A 17,165-nucleotide genomic window follows, 5' to 3' on the forward strand; every position below is an offset into this window, starting at 1 on the left:
CGGAAATGGGGCTCAACTGAAGTCGTAAAGAGGTTCGAAGGCGTCACTGACAGGGCGGTAGTCGTTGCAACAGCGGTATTGCTGCGACTCCGAGCCTGTTTGCGGATACCAGATCAACTGTTCAGCTTGTTCGAGGCGATGGGGACTGACCCACTCCCCGACCGAAAAGAGGCTTTCGACGAATTGAAAGGGTGTGGTGCCGTCGCGTGCATTGGCCACGCTGCCGGCTGGCTGCAACTCACTTAGCGCGCCATAGCCCACCGGGACAGGAACGATCCAGCCAAGCGCATGGCGATCGTGCTGCCAGGAGTGCTCTTGGTTGTCATAGCGCCAGTTGATGCGGGAAAGCGAAAGCCAGGCATCAAGCCGTGTCGTGCCTGGCGCTTCCTCTCGCAATTCGGCCAGCCGCTCGTCAAGCAGATCGTCGCGCGAAACCAATGCGAACCCGGGTAGCAAGCGCAGACGCAGTTTCCGGAAAGCATCGAGTCGATCTTCCTCGTTCCCCGTGAGGTCAATGACCTGCGGCTGATGGCGATACAGCCCGGGTTGCGGCGGCGGCATCACGGAACCGCCCGCAATGCGCATGCCACCGACCATCTCCTGTAACGCGGCGGTATCCTGACGCTTCGCCTGCTCGTCTCGTTTCCAGCGCTCGCTTTCGAGCGCCAGGATCAGGCTGACTTCCAGATGAATACGCCCTTCTTCGACGATGGCAGCGGTGCCGCCATCCTTGCCTACCGGATTGCGCGTCAGATGAAAGGTCTTGATAAAGCTGGCTTGGGTAGCCTGCTCCTGATGGTGATGACACACCACACCGATGCCCTTGAAGGCGATATCGAGACCGGCGGCACGCGTCTTGCGCTCCAGTGCCCACATCATCCCCATGAAAGCCGTGATCGCGGGAAACCCGTGCGTCAGCGGACTGGAAATGGCGTTGGCGTTCTGCACGTTGATACGCGGCAGTGCGAGCAAATGGCTGAAAGTGGGGGAGGTATTCATGAGCGCTCCTCCGAGGCTCGCCGCTGCATGGGCACGGGCCAGGCGGCGTCGACGATCGCCTGCCGGACCCAGTGGCGATATTCGCTATCGCCTACCGCGGTGGCACCTGCCCGACGCAATTGGTCGTTGAGCCAACTAGCAAAAATGCCCGCGACCTGACCGGGCCAGTCGCCCCAGTGGTAGGCCTCTGCGAAGGCCTGGTCGTCTTCCCCTCCTTCGCCGGGTTGACGAGGTGCGAGTGCAAGACGCTCCGGATCCAGCCACAGGCACTCGCAGAACGGTAACTCACAGCGATCATCGCGAGTCCATCCCGGGGGTAACTGGCTGTGTATCGCAGCGGCAAAAAAGGGCAATTTAGCGCCCAACCGCTGCTCGAGCACCTCGCGCTCCTGGCGGGTTTCCATTGTCTTGCTGCGCTTGGATAGAATCAGCCGAGCAAGCTGTTGGACGAGCGGCCTGACACCGGCAAAAAAGGTGAAGCGTTCGGTCGAGGATTCCAGCCCGAGCAGGTTAGGCGAGCGTTGTTGCGACCAGTTGGGCGGTAGCGATGGCAGCAGATAGTTGGCGCCACCACGCTCGCTATTCAGCTGCGAGATGTTCTGGGGCTTGGTGCCCCCCATCTTGCGTACGGCGAGGTTGCGGTAGTCGCGATAGACGCGTGTATCGGCTTGCTTTGCGCGGACGGCAGCACGCACATCACGACTCTCTTCGCCAAAGCGTGCGCTCTGAATATCGGCATGCACGCGATGGGCCAGGGCGCTGGAGAACAGCGGCTGCAGCAGGTGAAAGTTATCGTCGGTGGCGGCGTTACCCTGTGTCAGCCAGTACACCTGCTTCGCCAGCGCATGGGAGGAGAAGGTGCCGCTGCGAACGAGACTGCCGAAGGCGTCCACCCGCGAGTGGGCAATGGCTTCATCGGCATGCAGTGCCTGCAGCAGGTCGGCGTCCCTGGCCTTGACCCATTCGAGCAAGGAGCGGCCTTCGACTTCGACCTTCAGGAACTTGAAAACATCGAGTGCAGCGGCATTGCCGACAACGTCTTCGGCGAAACCATTTACCAGCGAGTGGCTACCGATTTCATCATGCTGTGGTAGGGCCGGCGGAGGAACGTAGATGCTGGTGCCACGTGCATCCGGATGGCTGGCCTTGAGCACATGGGTGACGGCCTGAATCTGACCGACGCGGCGCGCAGCATCCGCAAGCCAGGTGTCGTACTCGTACTTTGCAGCGGCCGCTGCATCGTCTTCCCGACCTTTGAGCTTGGCCTCGCGGCGTTCGTCGATGAACGTCTCAATGGCGAGACGAAAACGTTCGATGCGCGAGGCGCCATCGTTTTCGGTGGTTTCGTTCATGGGCATTCCAAACCGTTGGACCCTGATGGGCCCCGGGTTATACAATCCCACGGCAAACTGCCGCTGTGGGGCGTGGTTGCTGTCGAAAGGGCAATTCCGATGGATCAGGTTCTTCTGCGACGGTATTTCACGTCTTCTTACTCCTCTGGTTGCGTTTTCGGAGGAGCCGGGGCCAACCGGCGGTTGCATATGCCCGGGCGCGTTGCACCGCGCCCGGGCAATCGCAGTATTGGGCATCGCTGAGAAAAAATCAACGCCATTGCGCGAGCGATTTTCTCTTCCATTGCGCGAGCTATTTAATCTGCCGTAAAGGCAGCTCAGAAAATTGCCCGAGCACTTTTGTCTACTCGTTCGCTGCCGCACAGGCAGCTTGGCCCCTGGCCACCTGCCCCTTCAGGGGCAGCCTCGTTTCTTTCAGGCTATTATGCCGTACCGTTCCTGGCGTGCGCCGACGCCTCAGCCATAGAGGCACCCTGTTGACCTGTGTCAGAAATTGTGACGTCACGGTCGCCATATCGAGAAGCCCAGCCAAGGGTGATAGCGCCAACCGCGCGAATGCTCCGGCGCCTCCAACTGGCTAAAGCGTCGTGCGGCCTCCATGGGCGTCAACGATTGGTCTTCGGCCTGCTCCTGCAGCAGATCGGGCAGATCGAAGTTACCCCAGGGCGCGATGCGCGGCCCCGAATGCAGCGCGACGTCATGACGTTGGTTCTGCTCCACCAGCACATATAACTGTTCTCCACGTTGCTCCGGATCGCTCTCGATGCGATGCAACAGCAGTGTCTCCGGCGCCTCCTCGTCCTGCGGCAGCAACACCAGCTTAGTGCTTGGAATGGTGCTCTCGCGGAATGGCTGCTGCTGCGCCAGCACCCCCGTCAGCATGGCCCGGGGGTGTTGCCAGCCGCTGGCGGCATTCAGTCCCTCGGCGTCTTCCGCTGGTAGCGGCAACATGGTATTCGCCATGCGCGCCTGTTCCAGATCCGTCAGCCGTATCTTGGGTTGCCAATGCGTTTTGGGGCGCGGAGCTATTCGGGGAAGCGCAGTCAGGGTCCGGTACTCGCTCTCTTCCATTAGTTTGCTCAGTCGGTGAGCGACTAGTCGGAAGGGGTGACGAGCTGGGGCGCGTGCCTTCTCGAAACCAGGACGCACGAAGATGGCGCCTGGCTTGCCATCCGGCCCTTTGTCTCGAGAAAAATGCCGCAGGTTGGTATCGAATATGAGGATGTTGGGCTTGTCGTTCAGGCGCTGGCGATGTCGCTGGACACGTCCGGCAAGCTGGATCAGTGAGCGCATCGAGGAGGGTTCGGCGATGGCCCAGTCGGCATCCCAGTCCCTGCCTACTTCGCATACCGGCGAGGCGATAACGACGAAGAGATGATTGGGTTCGTGGTTGGCGTCGAGCGCCTCGCGAATCGCTGGCAACTGAAAGACGGCGTTTTCGTCTCGCCTGTTGAGAGCCGTATCCAACTGCCGTTCGATGGCGGAGCGCTGTATCAGCGGAAAGCGAGCATGGTAGACGCAAAGATGGATGCGAGTGTTCTCGGGAGCACCTTGCTCGAAGAGTGCCTTGGCGACATCGAACAGCGGGTCGATATTGGCCATGCGCACCAGACCAAAGCTGATCTTTTTGTCGCTCGTGGGATCGACTTGCGCATGATCTGCGTGCAACTGCCGTGCGGCTTGCAATACATGATCAGCGAACTCGCTGCGGATGGTCTCGCGATTCTGGTTATCGGCGATGGTCAGCGGCCAGAGTGCTGCTCGACGCAGCGGGTCGGCCTGTCCCAGCCTTGTGACACGTCTCTGTATGAAGCACGCATGGGCTTCGGTAAATCCGGTACGACTCCAGCAGGTTTCGTGTCGGGTACCGAATTCATCGGTCCAGATGCACGGGATATCCGCTTGCTCGATCGTCGAGCCGCCTCCAGCGCCTCGATGGCGCCGATACTCACACCGCCCCGCCTGATAGGCGAGAAACATCCCCTCGACCAGCGCCGGAGGCAACGTGGCTGAAGAGAGTACGACGCGCGTGCCCAGCATGCCGGCCCATTGCATCAAGCGGGCGAGCGCCGGCAGATCGGCAAGGTCGTAATCGTCCAGCTCGTCCAGGACTAGATCGGCACTCATCAGCCGAAGCATGGGGGCGATCTGGCGCCCTCCGCGCAGCGATTCGGTCGCCGGCACGAGATGGTCCACCGTGCAGACGAGCATGGGTGCCATCAATAGACTGCGCGCCTTCTGATCATGGCCTACCCAGGAAAGCAGCGATCCCTGCTCGGTAGCCCCTTCGAAGAGCACGTAGTCGTCTTCTTCAATGAGTGCCTGTGTCGATGCCGACCCTCGCTCGGCGGCCTGCCGTTCATGATAGGCGAATAGGGCTCGGCTGGCGCCACCACCTACCCGGACCGCCAGTTCATCCTTACTCAGCTTCAAGTCTGCACGATAACTGCGACCGGTCTGATGGGTCAGTGCCCGCAGGCCGAGAGCAAAAGTAGCTCGCATGCCCCGTTCGGGGTCGGAGAGCGCGTAGAGCAGGCGTGCGTTAGCCAGTGTCTTGCCGCACCCTGTCGAGGCCATATTAACGATAAAGGCCCCGTTCTCCCGGGCGCTATCGCGTATCCCCAGGGCGGTATCGAATGCCTTGTCCTGCCAACTGAATTTTCCGGCTCCGCTACGCTTACGCAGCCCCCGATGTCGTGCGAGCCGTGGCAGCTCGCGCTCCAGCGAGGGGAGTGCATGGGCAATCTGCCCCGCATGATGGGCGACCCCCAGCAGGTGCTCATCGAGGGTCTGATTGTCGACGGATTGCCCACTGCGGTTACGTGTCGTGTTGGCTATCAACCTCGCGTGCGGATGGAGAAATTTCCGACGCGCGTCCACCGGGGCGTCATTCTCATCCAGGGAAAGGCTCGAATAGTTATGGTCGGCCAGCATCAGGCTCAGGCGTGCCAGATGCATGACGAAGGGGCGCTCCAGCCAGTCGTCGCCTCGTTGTTGTCTGAGCTCGAAAAGCCGACGCGCCAAGCGCGCTGCTTTCGTACGCCAGACTTCCCCGGAGGCTGGCAGTGCGCCTGCCACCTGCCAATAAGGGGCAATATCCTTATCGTTACCGGGCGTGAAAATCTCGTTCCAATCATGAGCCACCGGATCGAGCGGCGCTAACAGCCAATCAGGATTGAACGAGCGTGCACGGGCGCCCAGCCAAAGCTGACGGTCTTCTTGAAAGGCAGGGGCGACCGGCAGGCGATGGTGGGTCAAAACCAACCAGCCAAGAGCCCTGGCCAGCGGTGGCAGCTTGCGAAAAGGGTATGGATCGCTGGCATCCAAGCCGTCGCGCTGGTATTCGGCAGGTCGAGTCCAAGTTGAGTCGTCGTATTCCTGCGCTTGCAGCCGCTTCAGCCAACCTTCGTCATCGTCATTACCAACGAAGGCCTGGAAGAGTCTTAGCGACACCCACTCATGGCGATACCGATTACGTTCGCGCAAACGGCCAGCCAAACGCCACTGGAAGGCCTGGCTCGCTTTGCCAAGGTCATGAAGCAGTCCTGCCATCATCGCCAGCAAGCGGATATCCTCACCACTATGCCAATCGTTCTCGTCTTCCGTACGCAAGATATTACGCCGCGTAGTATTGGTCGGCGCGGCACCGCGAGCGTTGAACTGCGAGGCATCGCCCACGATCCACAAGAGCTCGCTGTGGTCATGACCACGGATCCAATGGCAGGCGACGGCGGTATTCTTGCGAGCGGAGGCGCGCAGCAGTTTGCGTAGCGTGTCGAGCCCAGCCTTGGTGATGGGGGTTTGCCAGGTGCGCTCGCCGCGCCGCTCAGCAAACTGATCGAGAATGCGCCGCGTTTGTTTCAACGCGTTCTTGCGACACTGCGAGACCAGAAGCACATTCATTCTGGTGCCTCGTTGCCCAGACGCTCGGCTGTCGCTTTCAGGGTATCGATCATGACATCGAGCGCTTCGACCTGGGTGAGTCGATCAATACAGGCTTGGCGAAACTCTTGTTCTTCGTCACCTCGGCTGGCGGAAATAAATGCCTGCGGCAAGATCACGGCATCCTTGATCAGGTCGGCAACATCGAAGACAAGCCCGCCGCGCCGGGTCTTGCCGTGCAGCACCGCCAGACCATGCGGAATGCCCAGCACCCAGGTCGCAGTGGCGCCTAACCCATAGGCCAGATAATTACCATGATCGAGGAAACGGTTGGCCGGGTCTGCGCCCTGCCCGCGCTTGCTGCGAGTAAACTCGCCATATTCGGTGGCATGACTTGCCAGCCGAAATAGCTGCTTGGTGAGCCGGGCTTCTTCGGTCAGCAGCGCCGTCGTGTCGGCAGCAACACCAATCGCGTCTCGACTGCGGGAAATCAACGCGCTCAGCTCGGTCTTGCTGGGCGTGAAGCCGCTATCGCGCTGGAAACGCGGCTCCAGCCAGAGACGCTCGACTTGCGCGAGCCGGGCACGCTGAAAGCATCGTGCCGCTTCCAGGCGTTTGTCATCGTCGAACCAGAATGTCACCCAGTACTGGAGATACTCGGTGGGCCGGTACTCACTCTGCGGTGTCAGCCAGGCGACATCCACATCGACTTCGTTGGCCGCAAACAGCGGTGTCCCGCCGCCACCGCAAAACCCCACCAGCACGCCGGCCTTGGCCAGCTCGCGCATGGCGGCTTGCGTAATCGACGTGCCGGTTCCGAGTAGCAGTGAGGTGGTATTGGCAATAGGAATATTCCAGTACCGCGAGCGTTTGCCCTCATCGGTGACGTATTCCACGCGGCCGCCATTCACCAGGACACGACAATGCTGAAGGTAATAGAGGTTCGCGCGCTTGGAATGAAGAATCGTCTTCAAGTCGCTCGAGGAAAAGTCATCCATGACGAGTACCTGCCTGCCTATATCCGTCGGTAGGGGCATTCATCTAAACACTCAGTTACCTGATTCGCTACTCCACTCTCTTCAACGACGCTTGCTGCTAAGGCGACTGCCTCTGGCCTCGGCGGGCTTTGTTATGTTATAACTTTCGACCTGATTTCAAGAGGTTGTACCATGGCACACCGCCACCATCACCGGCCGGAAGGCCCCTGTCATTTCTCGCTGATGTCGCTGTCATCGGCACGTCGCCTGTTGCTGGCCGCCGCTCCGCTTGCCGCACTGTGGCTCGCGGTGTCCTGGGCGGCGGGGTGGTGGTCCTGATGGCGCGCCTGGCACTGCGGGACCTAAGCCTCGCCCAGGGCGGGCGCACCGTGCTTGAACATATCGAAGGGCAGTTCACGGATGGCGCCATCACCGCGCTGATCGGCCCCAATGGCGCCGGCAAGAGCACCCTGGTGCAGGGCATCATGGGCCTGCTCAAGCCATCGCGTGGGCGCATCGACTGCAGCGTGCCTAGAGAGCGCCGCGCCTGGCTGCCTCAGCAGCTGGCGCTGGACCTGTCCTTTCCGATGAGCGTGGAAGAGCTGGTCATGACCGGCACCTGGCCAAGCCACGGGGCGCTCAAGGATTACTGCGGCCCTCACTATCTCAAGGCTCGGGAGGTGATGGCGCGGCTCGGCATTTCTCATCTGGCACACCGCCCACTGGGCGAGCTTTCCGGCGGCCAGCGCCAGCGCGCGCTGTTCGGCCGGACCCTGATGCAGGAAGCCGAGCTTTTGCTGCTCGATGAGCCCTTCGCCAATGTCGATATCGAAACCATCGAGGTACTGACCGGGGTGCTGAGGGAAATGGCGCGTCAGGGCACCACCATTCTGGTCGTGCTTCATGACCTGGACCAGCTGACCCGGCTGGCCGATGAAGTCCTGTGGCTGGCCGACGGCCATGCCCAATGGAGCACGACCCAGGCGGTCATCGACCACCGCCAGCGCAGCCTGCAATCGATGCCACAACTGAAGCCGACACACGCCACGGACACCCCCCATGCTCGATCTGCTGAATAGCCTCTTCATTGCGCCCTTCGACTACGGCTTCATGCAGCGGGCGCTGGTCGCCGGGCTGGCGCTGTCGCTTGCCGCGCCGGCGCTCGGGGTCTTTTTGATGCTGCGCGGCATGAGCCTGATCGGCGATGCCATGGCGCATGCCATCCTGCCGGGGGTGGCGCTTGGCTTTCTGATGGCGGGCTTCTCGCTGCCGGCGATGAGCCTGGGCGGCATTCTCTCGGGCCTGCTGGTGGCGGGGCTCGCCGGCAGTGTCTCGCACATGAGCGGCCATCGGGAGGACTCGGCGATGGCCAGCTTCTTCCTGATATCGCTCGCCGGCGGGGTCATGCTGGTATCACTTGGCGGCAGCAGTGTGGACCTGACCCATGTGCTGTTCGGCTCGATCCTCGCCGTGGATTCCACCGCCCTGGTGCTGATCGCCGCCATCAGCACCCTGATTGTGGTGGTGCTGGCGATCGTGTTCCGCGCCCTGGTCGTCGAGTGTCTTGATCCGCTGTTTTTGCGCGGACAGGGCATGGCCGGCGGCCTGGTGCATGGCATCTTCCTGGGGCTCGTCGTGCTCAACCTGACCGCCGGTTTCCAGACGCTGGGCACCCTGATGGCGGTCGGCCTGATGATGCTGCCCGCGACCACCGCCCGTTTCTGGTCGAAGCGCCTCGAGGGGCTGATCGGCCTGGGCATCCTGATCGCCATGCTCTCCACCAGCGGCGGGCTGTTGCTCTCCTATCATCTCGAGCTGCCCTCGGGGCCGAGCATCATCCTGCTCGCCGGCACCTGCTATGTGCTCTCGGCGCTGCTTGGGCGCCATAACAGCCTGCTGGACAAGCTTCGCCGCCGCGATGCACCGCTGGTGGCCCGCGACGCCGACTGATCATCACGGGACGGCTTTAACAAGACCAGCAACAAGGCCGGCCACCCCCCTCTTTCCTCATCATCGGGAGTCATCACATGCGCCATTTCCCTGCCCTCGGGCTCTCTCTGGCCACCGTCGGCCTGACGGCCACCTTGAGCGCCACCCCGCTGTACGCCGATGACCCCATCGAGGTGGTGGCGAGCTTCAGCGTGCTCGCCGACATGGTCGAGCAGGTCGGCGGTGAACACGTCACTGTCACGTCCCTGGTCGGCCCCGACAGCGACCCGCACATCTTCTCGCCAAGCCCCACCGAGGCTCGCGCGGTCGCCAAGGCCGACCTGGTGGTCTTCAACGGCCTGAAATATGAGGGCTGGATCGAACGCCTGATCGCCTCCAGCGATTATGATGGCGCCCTGGTAGTCGCGACGGACGGCATGACACCGATGGCCTTCAGGGGCCAAGACCATGCCGATCACGGCGGCGATGATCATGAGGCGCACAACCACGACGAGCATGCCCATGAAGCCCATGAAGATGATCATGCTGGACATGATCACGGCAATCTGGATCCCCACGCCTGGCAGGACCTGGCCAACGCCACCACCTATGTCGCCAACATCCGCGACGGCCTGATCGCCGCCGACCCGGCGCATGCCGATGCCTACCGGGCCAATGCGCAGCGCTACAGCGAGGCCATTACCTCGCTGGACGAGGAGCTTCATGCGCTGCTCGCCGACGTGCCCGCAGACAGCAAAGTGATCACCGGCCATGATGCCTTCGACTACTTCTCCAACGCCTACGGCATCAGCTTCCTGTCGCCGACCGGCCTTTCCACCGAGGCCGAACCTTCGGCATCCGATCTGGCACGGCTGATCGACATCATTCGTGACGAGGGCGTCAGCGCCTTGTTCAACGAGAGCATGACCAGCACCGCGACCCTCGAGCAGATCGCCGAGGAAACCGGCCTGCCGATCGCCGGCACTCTGTATTCCGGCTCGCTGGCTGCCGAAGGTGACGCCTCGACCTACCTGGGCATGATGCGCCACAACGCCCAGGTGCTGCATGACGCCCTGGGGGTTGCAGGCCATGGCGACGCCCAGACGCATGGCCATGCTCATGACAAGGGCCATGACAATGACCACGAAGCAGGCCACGGGCACGAGGAGAATCACGGCCACGATCACGGCCATGAGCACGAAGGCGCTCATGCAGACGCTCATGCGGATAGTCACGCTAACAGCCACGCCAATAGTCACGGCCACGACGACCACGCTCACTGAGCGTTGAAAAGAAGTGGCATCGGGCGCTCCCTGCGGGGGGCGCCTTTTTTATGGGATGCTGTCAGAGCAGGCATCACCGCTCGCCAGGAGGCGTCATGCTCGAGATGCGCGATATCCACAAGGCCTACGCCACCCCGCAGGGAGATCTGTCGGTGCTCGATGGGGTCGACCTTACACTCGCTGCGGGGGCGAGCCTGGCGCTGATGGGCGAGTCCGGCAGCGGCAAGTCGACCCTTTTGCACCTGGCCGCCGGCCTCGATACCCCGGATAGCGGTGAGATCATCCTCAATGGCAAGCACCTCTCGACCGCCAGCGAACCCGAGCGAGCGGCGCTGCGGCGCACTCAGCTAGGGCTGGTTTTCCAGCAGTTCCACCTGGTGCCGAGCCTGTCGGTTGACGATAACCTGAGCCTGCAGGCGCGCCTCGCGGGCCGTGATTCGCCTGACTGGCATCAGCAACTGCTCTCGCGCCTGGGGCTTGCCGAGATGGCCGACCGCTACCCCGAACAGCTATCCGGTGGCCAGCAGCAGCGCCTGGCCATCGGCCGCGCCCTGGCCGGACGCCCGGCGCTGCTGCTGGCCGACGAACCCACCGGCAATCTCGATGAGACAAGCGCCGAGGCGGTGCTGACGCTACTGCTCGAACTGGTCCGCGACAGCGGCTGCGCGCTGCTGATGGTCACGCACAGCGCGCGGGTGGCGAGTCGCCTTGAGCGTCGTCTGAGCCTGTCCCATGGCCGGTTGCTTCACGAAGACACCGCGCCGGATACCCCTGCAGCGCCTGACAAGGGTGCCCGCTGATGCCATGGCCCAACGCCTCTTCACTGGCGATGACGCGCACCGCGCTTGCCACGCTGCTGTCGCATTACCGTCGCCATCCGGGGCAGCTGGCCATGCTGCTGGTCGGGCTATGGGTGGCCAGCGCCCTGTGGAGCGGTGTGCAGGCGATCAATGCCTCGGCCCGCGACAGCTACGCGCGTGCCGAAGCCCTGCTTTCGCCAAGCATCGCGCGGCTCGAGCGCCGCGACGGTGAGCCGCTTAGCTACGCCGATTTCGCCATGCTGCGTCGCGAAGGCTTGCCGGTATCGCCCCTGATCGAGGTGGAGATCGAGCTTCGAGATGGCGAGCGGCTAAGCGTGCTGGGCATCGAGCCACTGAGCATGGCGGCGGGCACAATGGGAAGCGTGAGCGGGAACGTGAGCGGGAACGTGAGCGGAAGCACTGCCACGGCCTCCAGGTCAGACGATGGCGGCAACTCGCTCAACCTGCTTCAACCTCCCGGCCAGACCCGGCTGGCTCCGGAGACGCTGGCCACCCTCGTGGCCGCTCTTGACGCTAGCCCAGGGGCGCGGCTTCGCACCGCCAGTGGCACACGCCTGCCGCCGCTGGTCGTCGATGCCGCGCTACCGCCTGGCACGCTGGTGCTGGATATTGCCCGCGCCGCTGAGTTGCTCGAACGCGGCACCCGCATCGATGGCTTGTTGCTGGCGCCAGGCGCCAGCGAGACGCTGCCTGAGGGCTACCGACGCACCAACCCCGCCTCGGGACTCTCGCCCGGCCAACTGACCGAAAGCTTCCACCTCAACCTGACGGCGCTGGGGCTTTTGTCGCTGGTGGTGGGGCTATTGATCGTGCACGCCGCCCTGGGCCTCGCCCTGGAACAACGCCTGGGGCTTCTGCGCACCCTGCGCGCCCTGGGGGTGCCGGGCCGTACTCTGGTCGCGCTGCTGGCCGTCGAACTCGTCCTGCTGGGGCTCGCCGGCACCCTGCCGGGCCTGCTCACCGGGCTGTGGCTGGCAAGGGTCCTGTTGCCGGATGTGGCGGCGAGCCTCGCGGCGCTGTTCTCGGCCCCGGTCGGCGCCACGCTGTCGCTGCCCTGGCACTTCTGGGCCGGTAGCCTGGCCATGACGTTGGGCGGCCTTGCCACCGCGGGCCTGGGGATGCTGTGGCGCACCGCGAAGCTGGACATCCTCGCCCTCGGTCACGCCCAGCCCTCTCCCGCGCGCAGCTACCGCCGCCACAAGCGTCAGGCGGTATTGGCCGCCATTGCCTGGCTGGCGGCGCTCGTGCTGTGGGTCTGGCCGGCGCCACCCGGCACGTCGCGTCTGATCATGGGCTTCGCCATGGTCGCGTTGATGCTTGCCGGCAGTGCGCTCTGCCTGCCGGTACTGCTTGCCGCAACCCTCGAGGGCCTCAAGCGGTTGCTGAAGGCCAACTCCCCCAGGGCGACGCTCGCGCGCTGGGCGCTTGCCGACCTGCAACTGCAGTTGCCACGGCTACAACTGGCGATGATGGCGCTGCTGCTGGCGCTTGCCACTAACCTTGGCGTCGCCGGCATGGTCGGCGGTTTTCGCCTGACCTTCCTCGACTGGCTCGATCAGCGCCTGGTCGCCGACCTTTACCTGCGCCCACCGCCGGCGGCCCATGAGCCCTGGCGTGACTGGCTCGAGACGCGACCCGAGATAACCACACTGCTCGAACGTCGCGAGGCCGAGACACGCCTGATCAGCCAGGAAGGTGAGCGCCCGGTGTCCCTGCAAGGCCTGACCCCGGCACCGGCGCTGACGGCCAGCTGGCCGCTGCTGGCCACGCGCAGCGACGATCCCGAAACAGCTTGGCAGGCGCTACGCGACGGCGAGGCGCTGATCAACGAGCAGCTATCGATCGCCACCGGGCTGAGCCCGGGCGACACCCTGACCCTTACAAGCCCCAATGGCCCTTTCACCACCCAGGTGGCGGCCACCTACCCGGACTACGGCAACCCGCGCGGCGAGGTGACGCTCACCGTGGAGCGCTTGATCACACGCTTTGCGGCCCCGCCCGGCTCGCTGGGCCTGGTGCTGGCACCGGGGCTATCGGCGAGCGACAAGGCTGCCCTGCGACAGATGTTGACGAGCCCCCTGCCGACGGCGGGCGAGGCGCCAGCGCCGACCCTCATCGACCAGCAGACGCTGCACCGTCAGGCCCGGCAGATATTCGAGCGCACCTTCGCCGTGACGCAAGCGCTGACCGCTCTGACTCTTGGCGTCGCTGCCCTTTCGCTATTCACCAGTCTGCTCGCCCAGGCCCGGGAGCGTCGCACCCGGCTGGCGCCCCTGTGGGCACTGGGCCTGCCCCGCTCCACCCTGCTTGGCGTGACGCTTGCCCAGCTGGGTGGCCTGGCGCTTGTCACGGCATTGCTGGCCCTGCCGCTGGGGCTCGCTCTGAACGGGGCCCTGATTGCCGAGATCAACGTCGCTGCCTTCGGCTGGCGGCTGCCGCTGCATGTCTTCCCGGCGTCATGGGCTGAGGCGCTGGGTCTCGCCCTGCTGGTGGCACTACTGGCCGCCGCCCTGCCCGCTTGGCGGCTATGGCGCGCGCCACCGCGCCAGTTGCTCGAGGAGTTCAACGCCTCATGAATCGTCACTCGCCGAAACGCCGCGCTTTCACTCGTCTGCCGCGCTGGGGGCGGGTGGCGCTAGTGGGAGTGGCGCTGGCGCTGTTACTCGGCCTCGCCCTGCTGGCCGTTTCACCACAGCACACGCCATTTAACGCCTCTCCTTCCTCGAGCCCATCGGCGAATGGCGGCTTCGCGGGCCTTGGCCGCGCCGCCGATGGCTTTAAGGCGGCGAGGCCCGGAGAGCCACTTACCTTCCCCTCAGATCACGGTGCGCATCCTGCCTATCGCACCGAGTGGTGGTATCTCACCGCCAACCTGCGCGACGAGGAGAACCGGCCGCTGGGCCTGCAGTGGACGCTGTTTCGTCAGGCGCTGGCGCCACCGGCCGCGAATGAAGGCGCTCGCGAAGCGGAAAACGCCGAGGCCATTAGCAAGCACACGGGCGAGACAACGGACGAGAACACTAGCAGTACCACCAACCCTTGGGCCTCGAACCAGCTATGGATGGCCCACGCCGCCGTTTCGCAGGGCGAGCAGCATGTGGTTGCCGAACGCCTGATCCGGGGCAGCCCGCAAGGCCTCGAGGGCCCGGCGGGCGTGCGCGCCACGCCCTTTGCGGCCTGGATCGATGACTGGCAGATGATAAGCACCACACCCAGCACTCTCTCAAGTACTCTCTCAAGTACTCTCTCAAGCACTCTCTCAAGCACTGCCGATGCGCTGAGCCAGCTAAGCGTTACCGCAAGCCTTGATGAGAACACCCACTATCAACTGACGTTGACCGCCGAAGGTCCACTGGTCGCCCACGGTGAGGCGGGCTTCAGCCAGAAGGCCGCCGACGGTCAGGGATCCTACTATTACAGCCAGCCCTTCTACCGGGTCGACGGCGAGGTGACCCTTAACGGCGTTGCACATCGCGTCAGCGGCCAAGCCTGGCTCGACCGGGAGTGGAGCAGCCAACTGCTGGGCAAGACCCAGCAGGGCTGGGACTGGCTGTCGCTGCATCTCGCCGATGGCAGGAAACTGATGGCCTTTCGCCTGCGCGGCGGCGCATCAGCGCAGGGGCAGGATTATCTGTCGGGCAGTCTTATCGATGTGGACGGCGACCTTACTCCCTTAGGGCCGGATGAGCTTTCACTGACCCCGCTCAGTGAGAGCTCGGTAGCCGGCAGGCGACTGCCCACCCGCTGGCGACTCGAGGTACCGGGCCAGGGGCTCGACCTGACGATTAGCGCCCGCCACCCCAAGCGCTGGATGGCGACCCGAGTGCCCTATTGGGAAGGCGCGGTCACGGTCAGCGACACGGACGGCCAACCCCGAGGGGAAGGCTATCTGGAGATGACCGGTTACTGAGCCGCAGGCGCCGTTGTCAGGACGTGTACAGCGCGCTATTGCGCTATTCGCTCCACCCGTTTGGCCATCGTTGCACCAGATAGCGCTCATTTTGCTACCAGCACTCACAAATCACTGGACAGGCCACCAACAACTTCTACATTAATTGTACAACGCTTATTGTGGAGTGCTTCGCCATGGCCACCGACGACTATCCTGTGCCCGAGACTCAGTTCACGCTCACAAGCCTTGCCCACGCACTCGATCAGGGCATGTCACCGATCGTCGAGGTCAAGTCCATGGATGGCATCTATTCGGTGCGATTACACCACGCCAGCGGCATGTCGAGCCTGGTCGACGAATCGGGCAGTGTCTGCACCTTCAAGGGCACCGGCGAAATCCGTGACCTGATGGGCTCGCTGGGCCTGACCCACGGTGTACTGACCTGGGATGACCAGTGTGGCGACGAGATGATCGGCGTGCCCAGCAAGCCGATCAGTGCCGAGGAAATGCTCACCTACGGCACCCGTATCGCCTTCCGCTAAGCGGTTTTGCCAGGAGCCTGCCATCATCAAAAAGACCGCTCCAAGGCGGTCACTCTCATGCGTGCCTGGCAGGCCATTTCAAGAGCGGGGTAGCCGTACTTTTATCGACGCCCCCGCCACTGGCTCGGTCACCGGCTCAGTCACCAATGTTTGCCAGGCGTGCGGCCTCGACGATCTCGATCCAGTAGCCGTCGACGTCCTTGACGAAGACCACATCCTTCAACTTGCCCTGATCGGCGCGCTTGATGAACTCGACCTCGTTGGCATCGAACCACTCAACGGCAGCGTCCAGATCCGGTACCGAGAAGCAGATATGGCCGAAGCCCTGGGGCTCGGCGTTGCCATCGTGGTAGGCGAAGTCTTCCTGGTCTTCGGTGCCCCAGTTGTGGGTCAGCTCGAGCAGGCCCTTCTGGCTGAAGGTCCAGACGGTGCGCTCGCCGCTGTCTTCAGGCACCTGATCGTCGTCTTCGAGACGCGCGAGGAAGTACAGCGAGAAGCCCAGTTCCTCGAAGTCCAGCTTGCGCAGCACCCGCATGCCAAACACGCGGGTATAGAAGGCCAGCGACCTGGCCGGGTCCTTGACCCGCACCATGGTGTGGTTAAGGCGAAAGCCCTGGGACTCGGCGGTGGGGGCCTGAACGCCCGGATGCTGCTCTCCGGTAAAACTCATGGGATCTCCCTTACAGTCGAAAGCGGTGTGCTATGGTCAAGGAGATGCGCCTTGAAGCCACGCTTTTCAAGCCTTGGCCGGCCTGCCATCTGAAGGCTCTACCATCGAAAGGCTTGGTGGCAAGCCCTGAAAGCGAGCCTTGGCTAAGCATCAGGGCATAGCATCACAAGGAAGCCGAGCCCGCTTTAACGCCTGTTGAAGAGCCAATGCCCGTGCCCGAGAACCCTACCATCGCCCTCACTCGCGCCCCCTCATGCCGGCTGACCTCGCCCTGGCGGTATGGGGTTCTGCTGCTGGTGCTGACGCTGGTAACCGGCTGCGCGGGGCCAAGGCTCGCGACCAATGACCGTGACGCCGGGCTCTCCATCGAACGTTTACTGGTGCTCGATCAGGCCCGCGACGCCCTCGGCACCCCCTATCGCTGGGGTGGGGCTTCTTCAGGCGGACTCGACTGCTCAGGGTTGGTGCTGGTCAGCTATCGCGCCGCGGGGCTTAAGGTGCCGCGCACCGCCAACAAGCAATACCAGGCGCTGCCTGCCATCGATGCCGCACGCCCGGGAGACCTGCTGTTCTTCGGCCGCGGAAGCCGCGCCAGCCATGTGGGAATCTATGCCGGCGACGGCCAGATGATTCATGCACCGGGCCGCGGCCGGAACGTCACCACGACCTCGCTCAACCTGGACTACTGGCAAAAACGCTTCCTGGGCGCTGCCGCGCCGGCCCCTTAGAAAGCCGACTGCGGCACTTCACAAACCACATTTAGCTTTTTGACAATATGCTTATGGGAAATCGGCTTATCGGAGGCCTTGTTTCCCGGC

General features: G+C 63.4%; 14 protein-coding genes. 9 read left to right on the forward strand and 5 right to left on the reverse strand.

Going from position 1 to position 17,165, the window contains the following annotated elements; genetic code table 11:
• Positions 1–12: 12 nt before the first annotated feature.
• From csy2 to cas1f, 4 genes are all read right to left on the reverse strand, one after another.
• The gene (csy2, locus tag HF027_RS09560; protein WP_168015104.1) at positions 13–999 is read right to left on the reverse strand and encodes a type I-F CRISPR-associated protein Csy2; all 987 of its coding nucleotides are present in this window, start codon (positions 997–999) and stop codon (positions 13–15) included.
• The gene (gene csy1 / locus HF027_RS09565; RefSeq protein WP_168015106.1) at positions 996–2,351 is read right to left on the reverse strand and encodes a type I-F CRISPR-associated protein Csy1; all 1,356 of its coding nucleotides are present in this window, start codon (positions 2,349–2,351) and stop codon (positions 996–998) included. The genes csy2 and csy1 overlap by 4 nt, the downstream gene beginning before the upstream one ends.
• 501 nt (positions 2,352–2,852) lie before the next feature.
• Positions 2,853–6,254, reverse strand: a complete 3,402-nt coding sequence (gene cas3f, locus HF027_RS09570; RefSeq protein ID WP_168015108.1) for a type I-F CRISPR-associated helicase Cas3f — start codon at positions 6,252–6,254, stop codon at positions 2,853–2,855.
• A complete protein-coding gene (gene cas1f, locus HF027_RS09575) occupies positions 6,251–7,231 on the reverse strand; it encodes a type I-F CRISPR-associated endonuclease Cas1f (RefSeq protein ID WP_168015110.1) in 981 nt (326 codons plus the stop codon). Before cas1f ends, cas3f begins: the two co-directional genes overlap by 4 nt.
• A 171-nt stretch (positions 7,232–7,402) precedes the next feature.
• Between cas1f and HF027_RS09580 the strand changes: the two genes are divergently transcribed.
• The 8 genes from HF027_RS09580 to HF027_RS09615 all read left to right on the forward strand — a co-directional run bounded on the left by HF027_RS09580 (position 7,403) and on the right by HF027_RS09615 (position 15,677).
• On the forward strand, positions 7,403–7,549 hold the full coding sequence (locus tag HF027_RS09580; RefSeq protein WP_168015112.1) for a hypothetical protein: 147 nt from the start codon (positions 7,403–7,405) through the stop codon (positions 7,547–7,549).
• Positions 7,549–8,289 (forward strand): metal ABC transporter ATP-binding protein, encoded by a 741-nt coding sequence (locus tag HF027_RS09585; RefSeq protein WP_168015114.1) that lies wholly within the window; start codon positions 7,549–7,551, stop codon positions 8,287–8,289. Before HF027_RS09580 ends, HF027_RS09585 begins: the two co-directional genes overlap by 1 nt.
• Entirely contained in the window at positions 8,270–9,160 is an 891-nt protein-coding gene (locus HF027_RS09590) for a metal ABC transporter permease (protein ID WP_168015137.1), read from the forward strand. Before HF027_RS09585 ends, HF027_RS09590 begins: the two co-directional genes overlap by 20 nt.
• Positions 9,161–9,237: 77 nt before the next feature.
• The gene (locus tag HF027_RS09595; RefSeq protein WP_168015139.1) at positions 9,238–10,422 is read left to right on the forward strand and encodes a metal ABC transporter solute-binding protein, Zn/Mn family; all 1,185 of its coding nucleotides are present in this window, start codon (positions 9,238–9,240) and stop codon (positions 10,420–10,422) included.
• A gap of 95 nt (positions 10,423–10,517) precedes the next feature.
• Positions 10,518–11,222: an ABC transporter ATP-binding protein gene (locus tag HF027_RS09600; protein ID WP_168015141.1), complete on the forward strand. Its 705-nt coding sequence runs from the start codon at positions 10,518–10,520 to the stop codon at positions 11,220–11,222.
• Positions 11,222–13,819 (forward strand): FtsX-like permease family protein, encoded by a 2,598-nt coding sequence (locus tag HF027_RS09605; RefSeq protein WP_245184635.1) that lies wholly within the window; start codon positions 11,222–11,224, stop codon positions 13,817–13,819. The genes HF027_RS09600 and HF027_RS09605 overlap by 1 nt, the downstream gene beginning before the upstream one ends.
• Complete coding sequence (locus tag HF027_RS09610; RefSeq protein WP_168015143.1) at positions 13,816–15,153, forward strand: lipocalin-like domain-containing protein; 1,338 nt, start codon at positions 13,816–13,818, stop codon at positions 15,151–15,153. The genes HF027_RS09605 and HF027_RS09610 overlap by 4 nt, the downstream gene beginning before the upstream one ends.
• Before the next feature lie 176 nt (positions 15,154–15,329).
• A complete protein-coding gene (locus HF027_RS09615) occupies positions 15,330–15,677 on the forward strand; it encodes a DUF6482 family protein (protein WP_168015145.1) in 348 nt (115 codons plus the stop codon).
• 136 nt (positions 15,678–15,813) lie between these two features.
• Here the strand turns inward: HF027_RS09615 and gloA are convergent, their stop codons facing one another.
• A complete protein-coding gene (gloA, locus tag HF027_RS09620) occupies positions 15,814–16,347 on the reverse strand; it encodes a lactoylglutathione lyase (protein ID WP_168015147.1) in 534 nt (177 codons plus the stop codon).
• Between the two features lie 206 nt (positions 16,348–16,553).
• Between gloA and HF027_RS09625 the strand changes: the two genes are divergently transcribed.
• Positions 16,554–17,075 (forward strand): C40 family peptidase, encoded by a 522-nt coding sequence (locus HF027_RS09625; RefSeq protein WP_168015149.1) that lies wholly within the window; start codon positions 16,554–16,556, stop codon positions 17,073–17,075.
• The last annotated feature ends 90 nt before the right edge of the window (positions 17,076–17,165 follow it).

It is taken from the genome of Halomonas salinarum (genome assembly GCF_012062845.1).
GTDB lineage: Bacteria > Pseudomonadota > Gammaproteobacteria > Pseudomonadales > Halomonadaceae > Onishia > Onishia salinarum.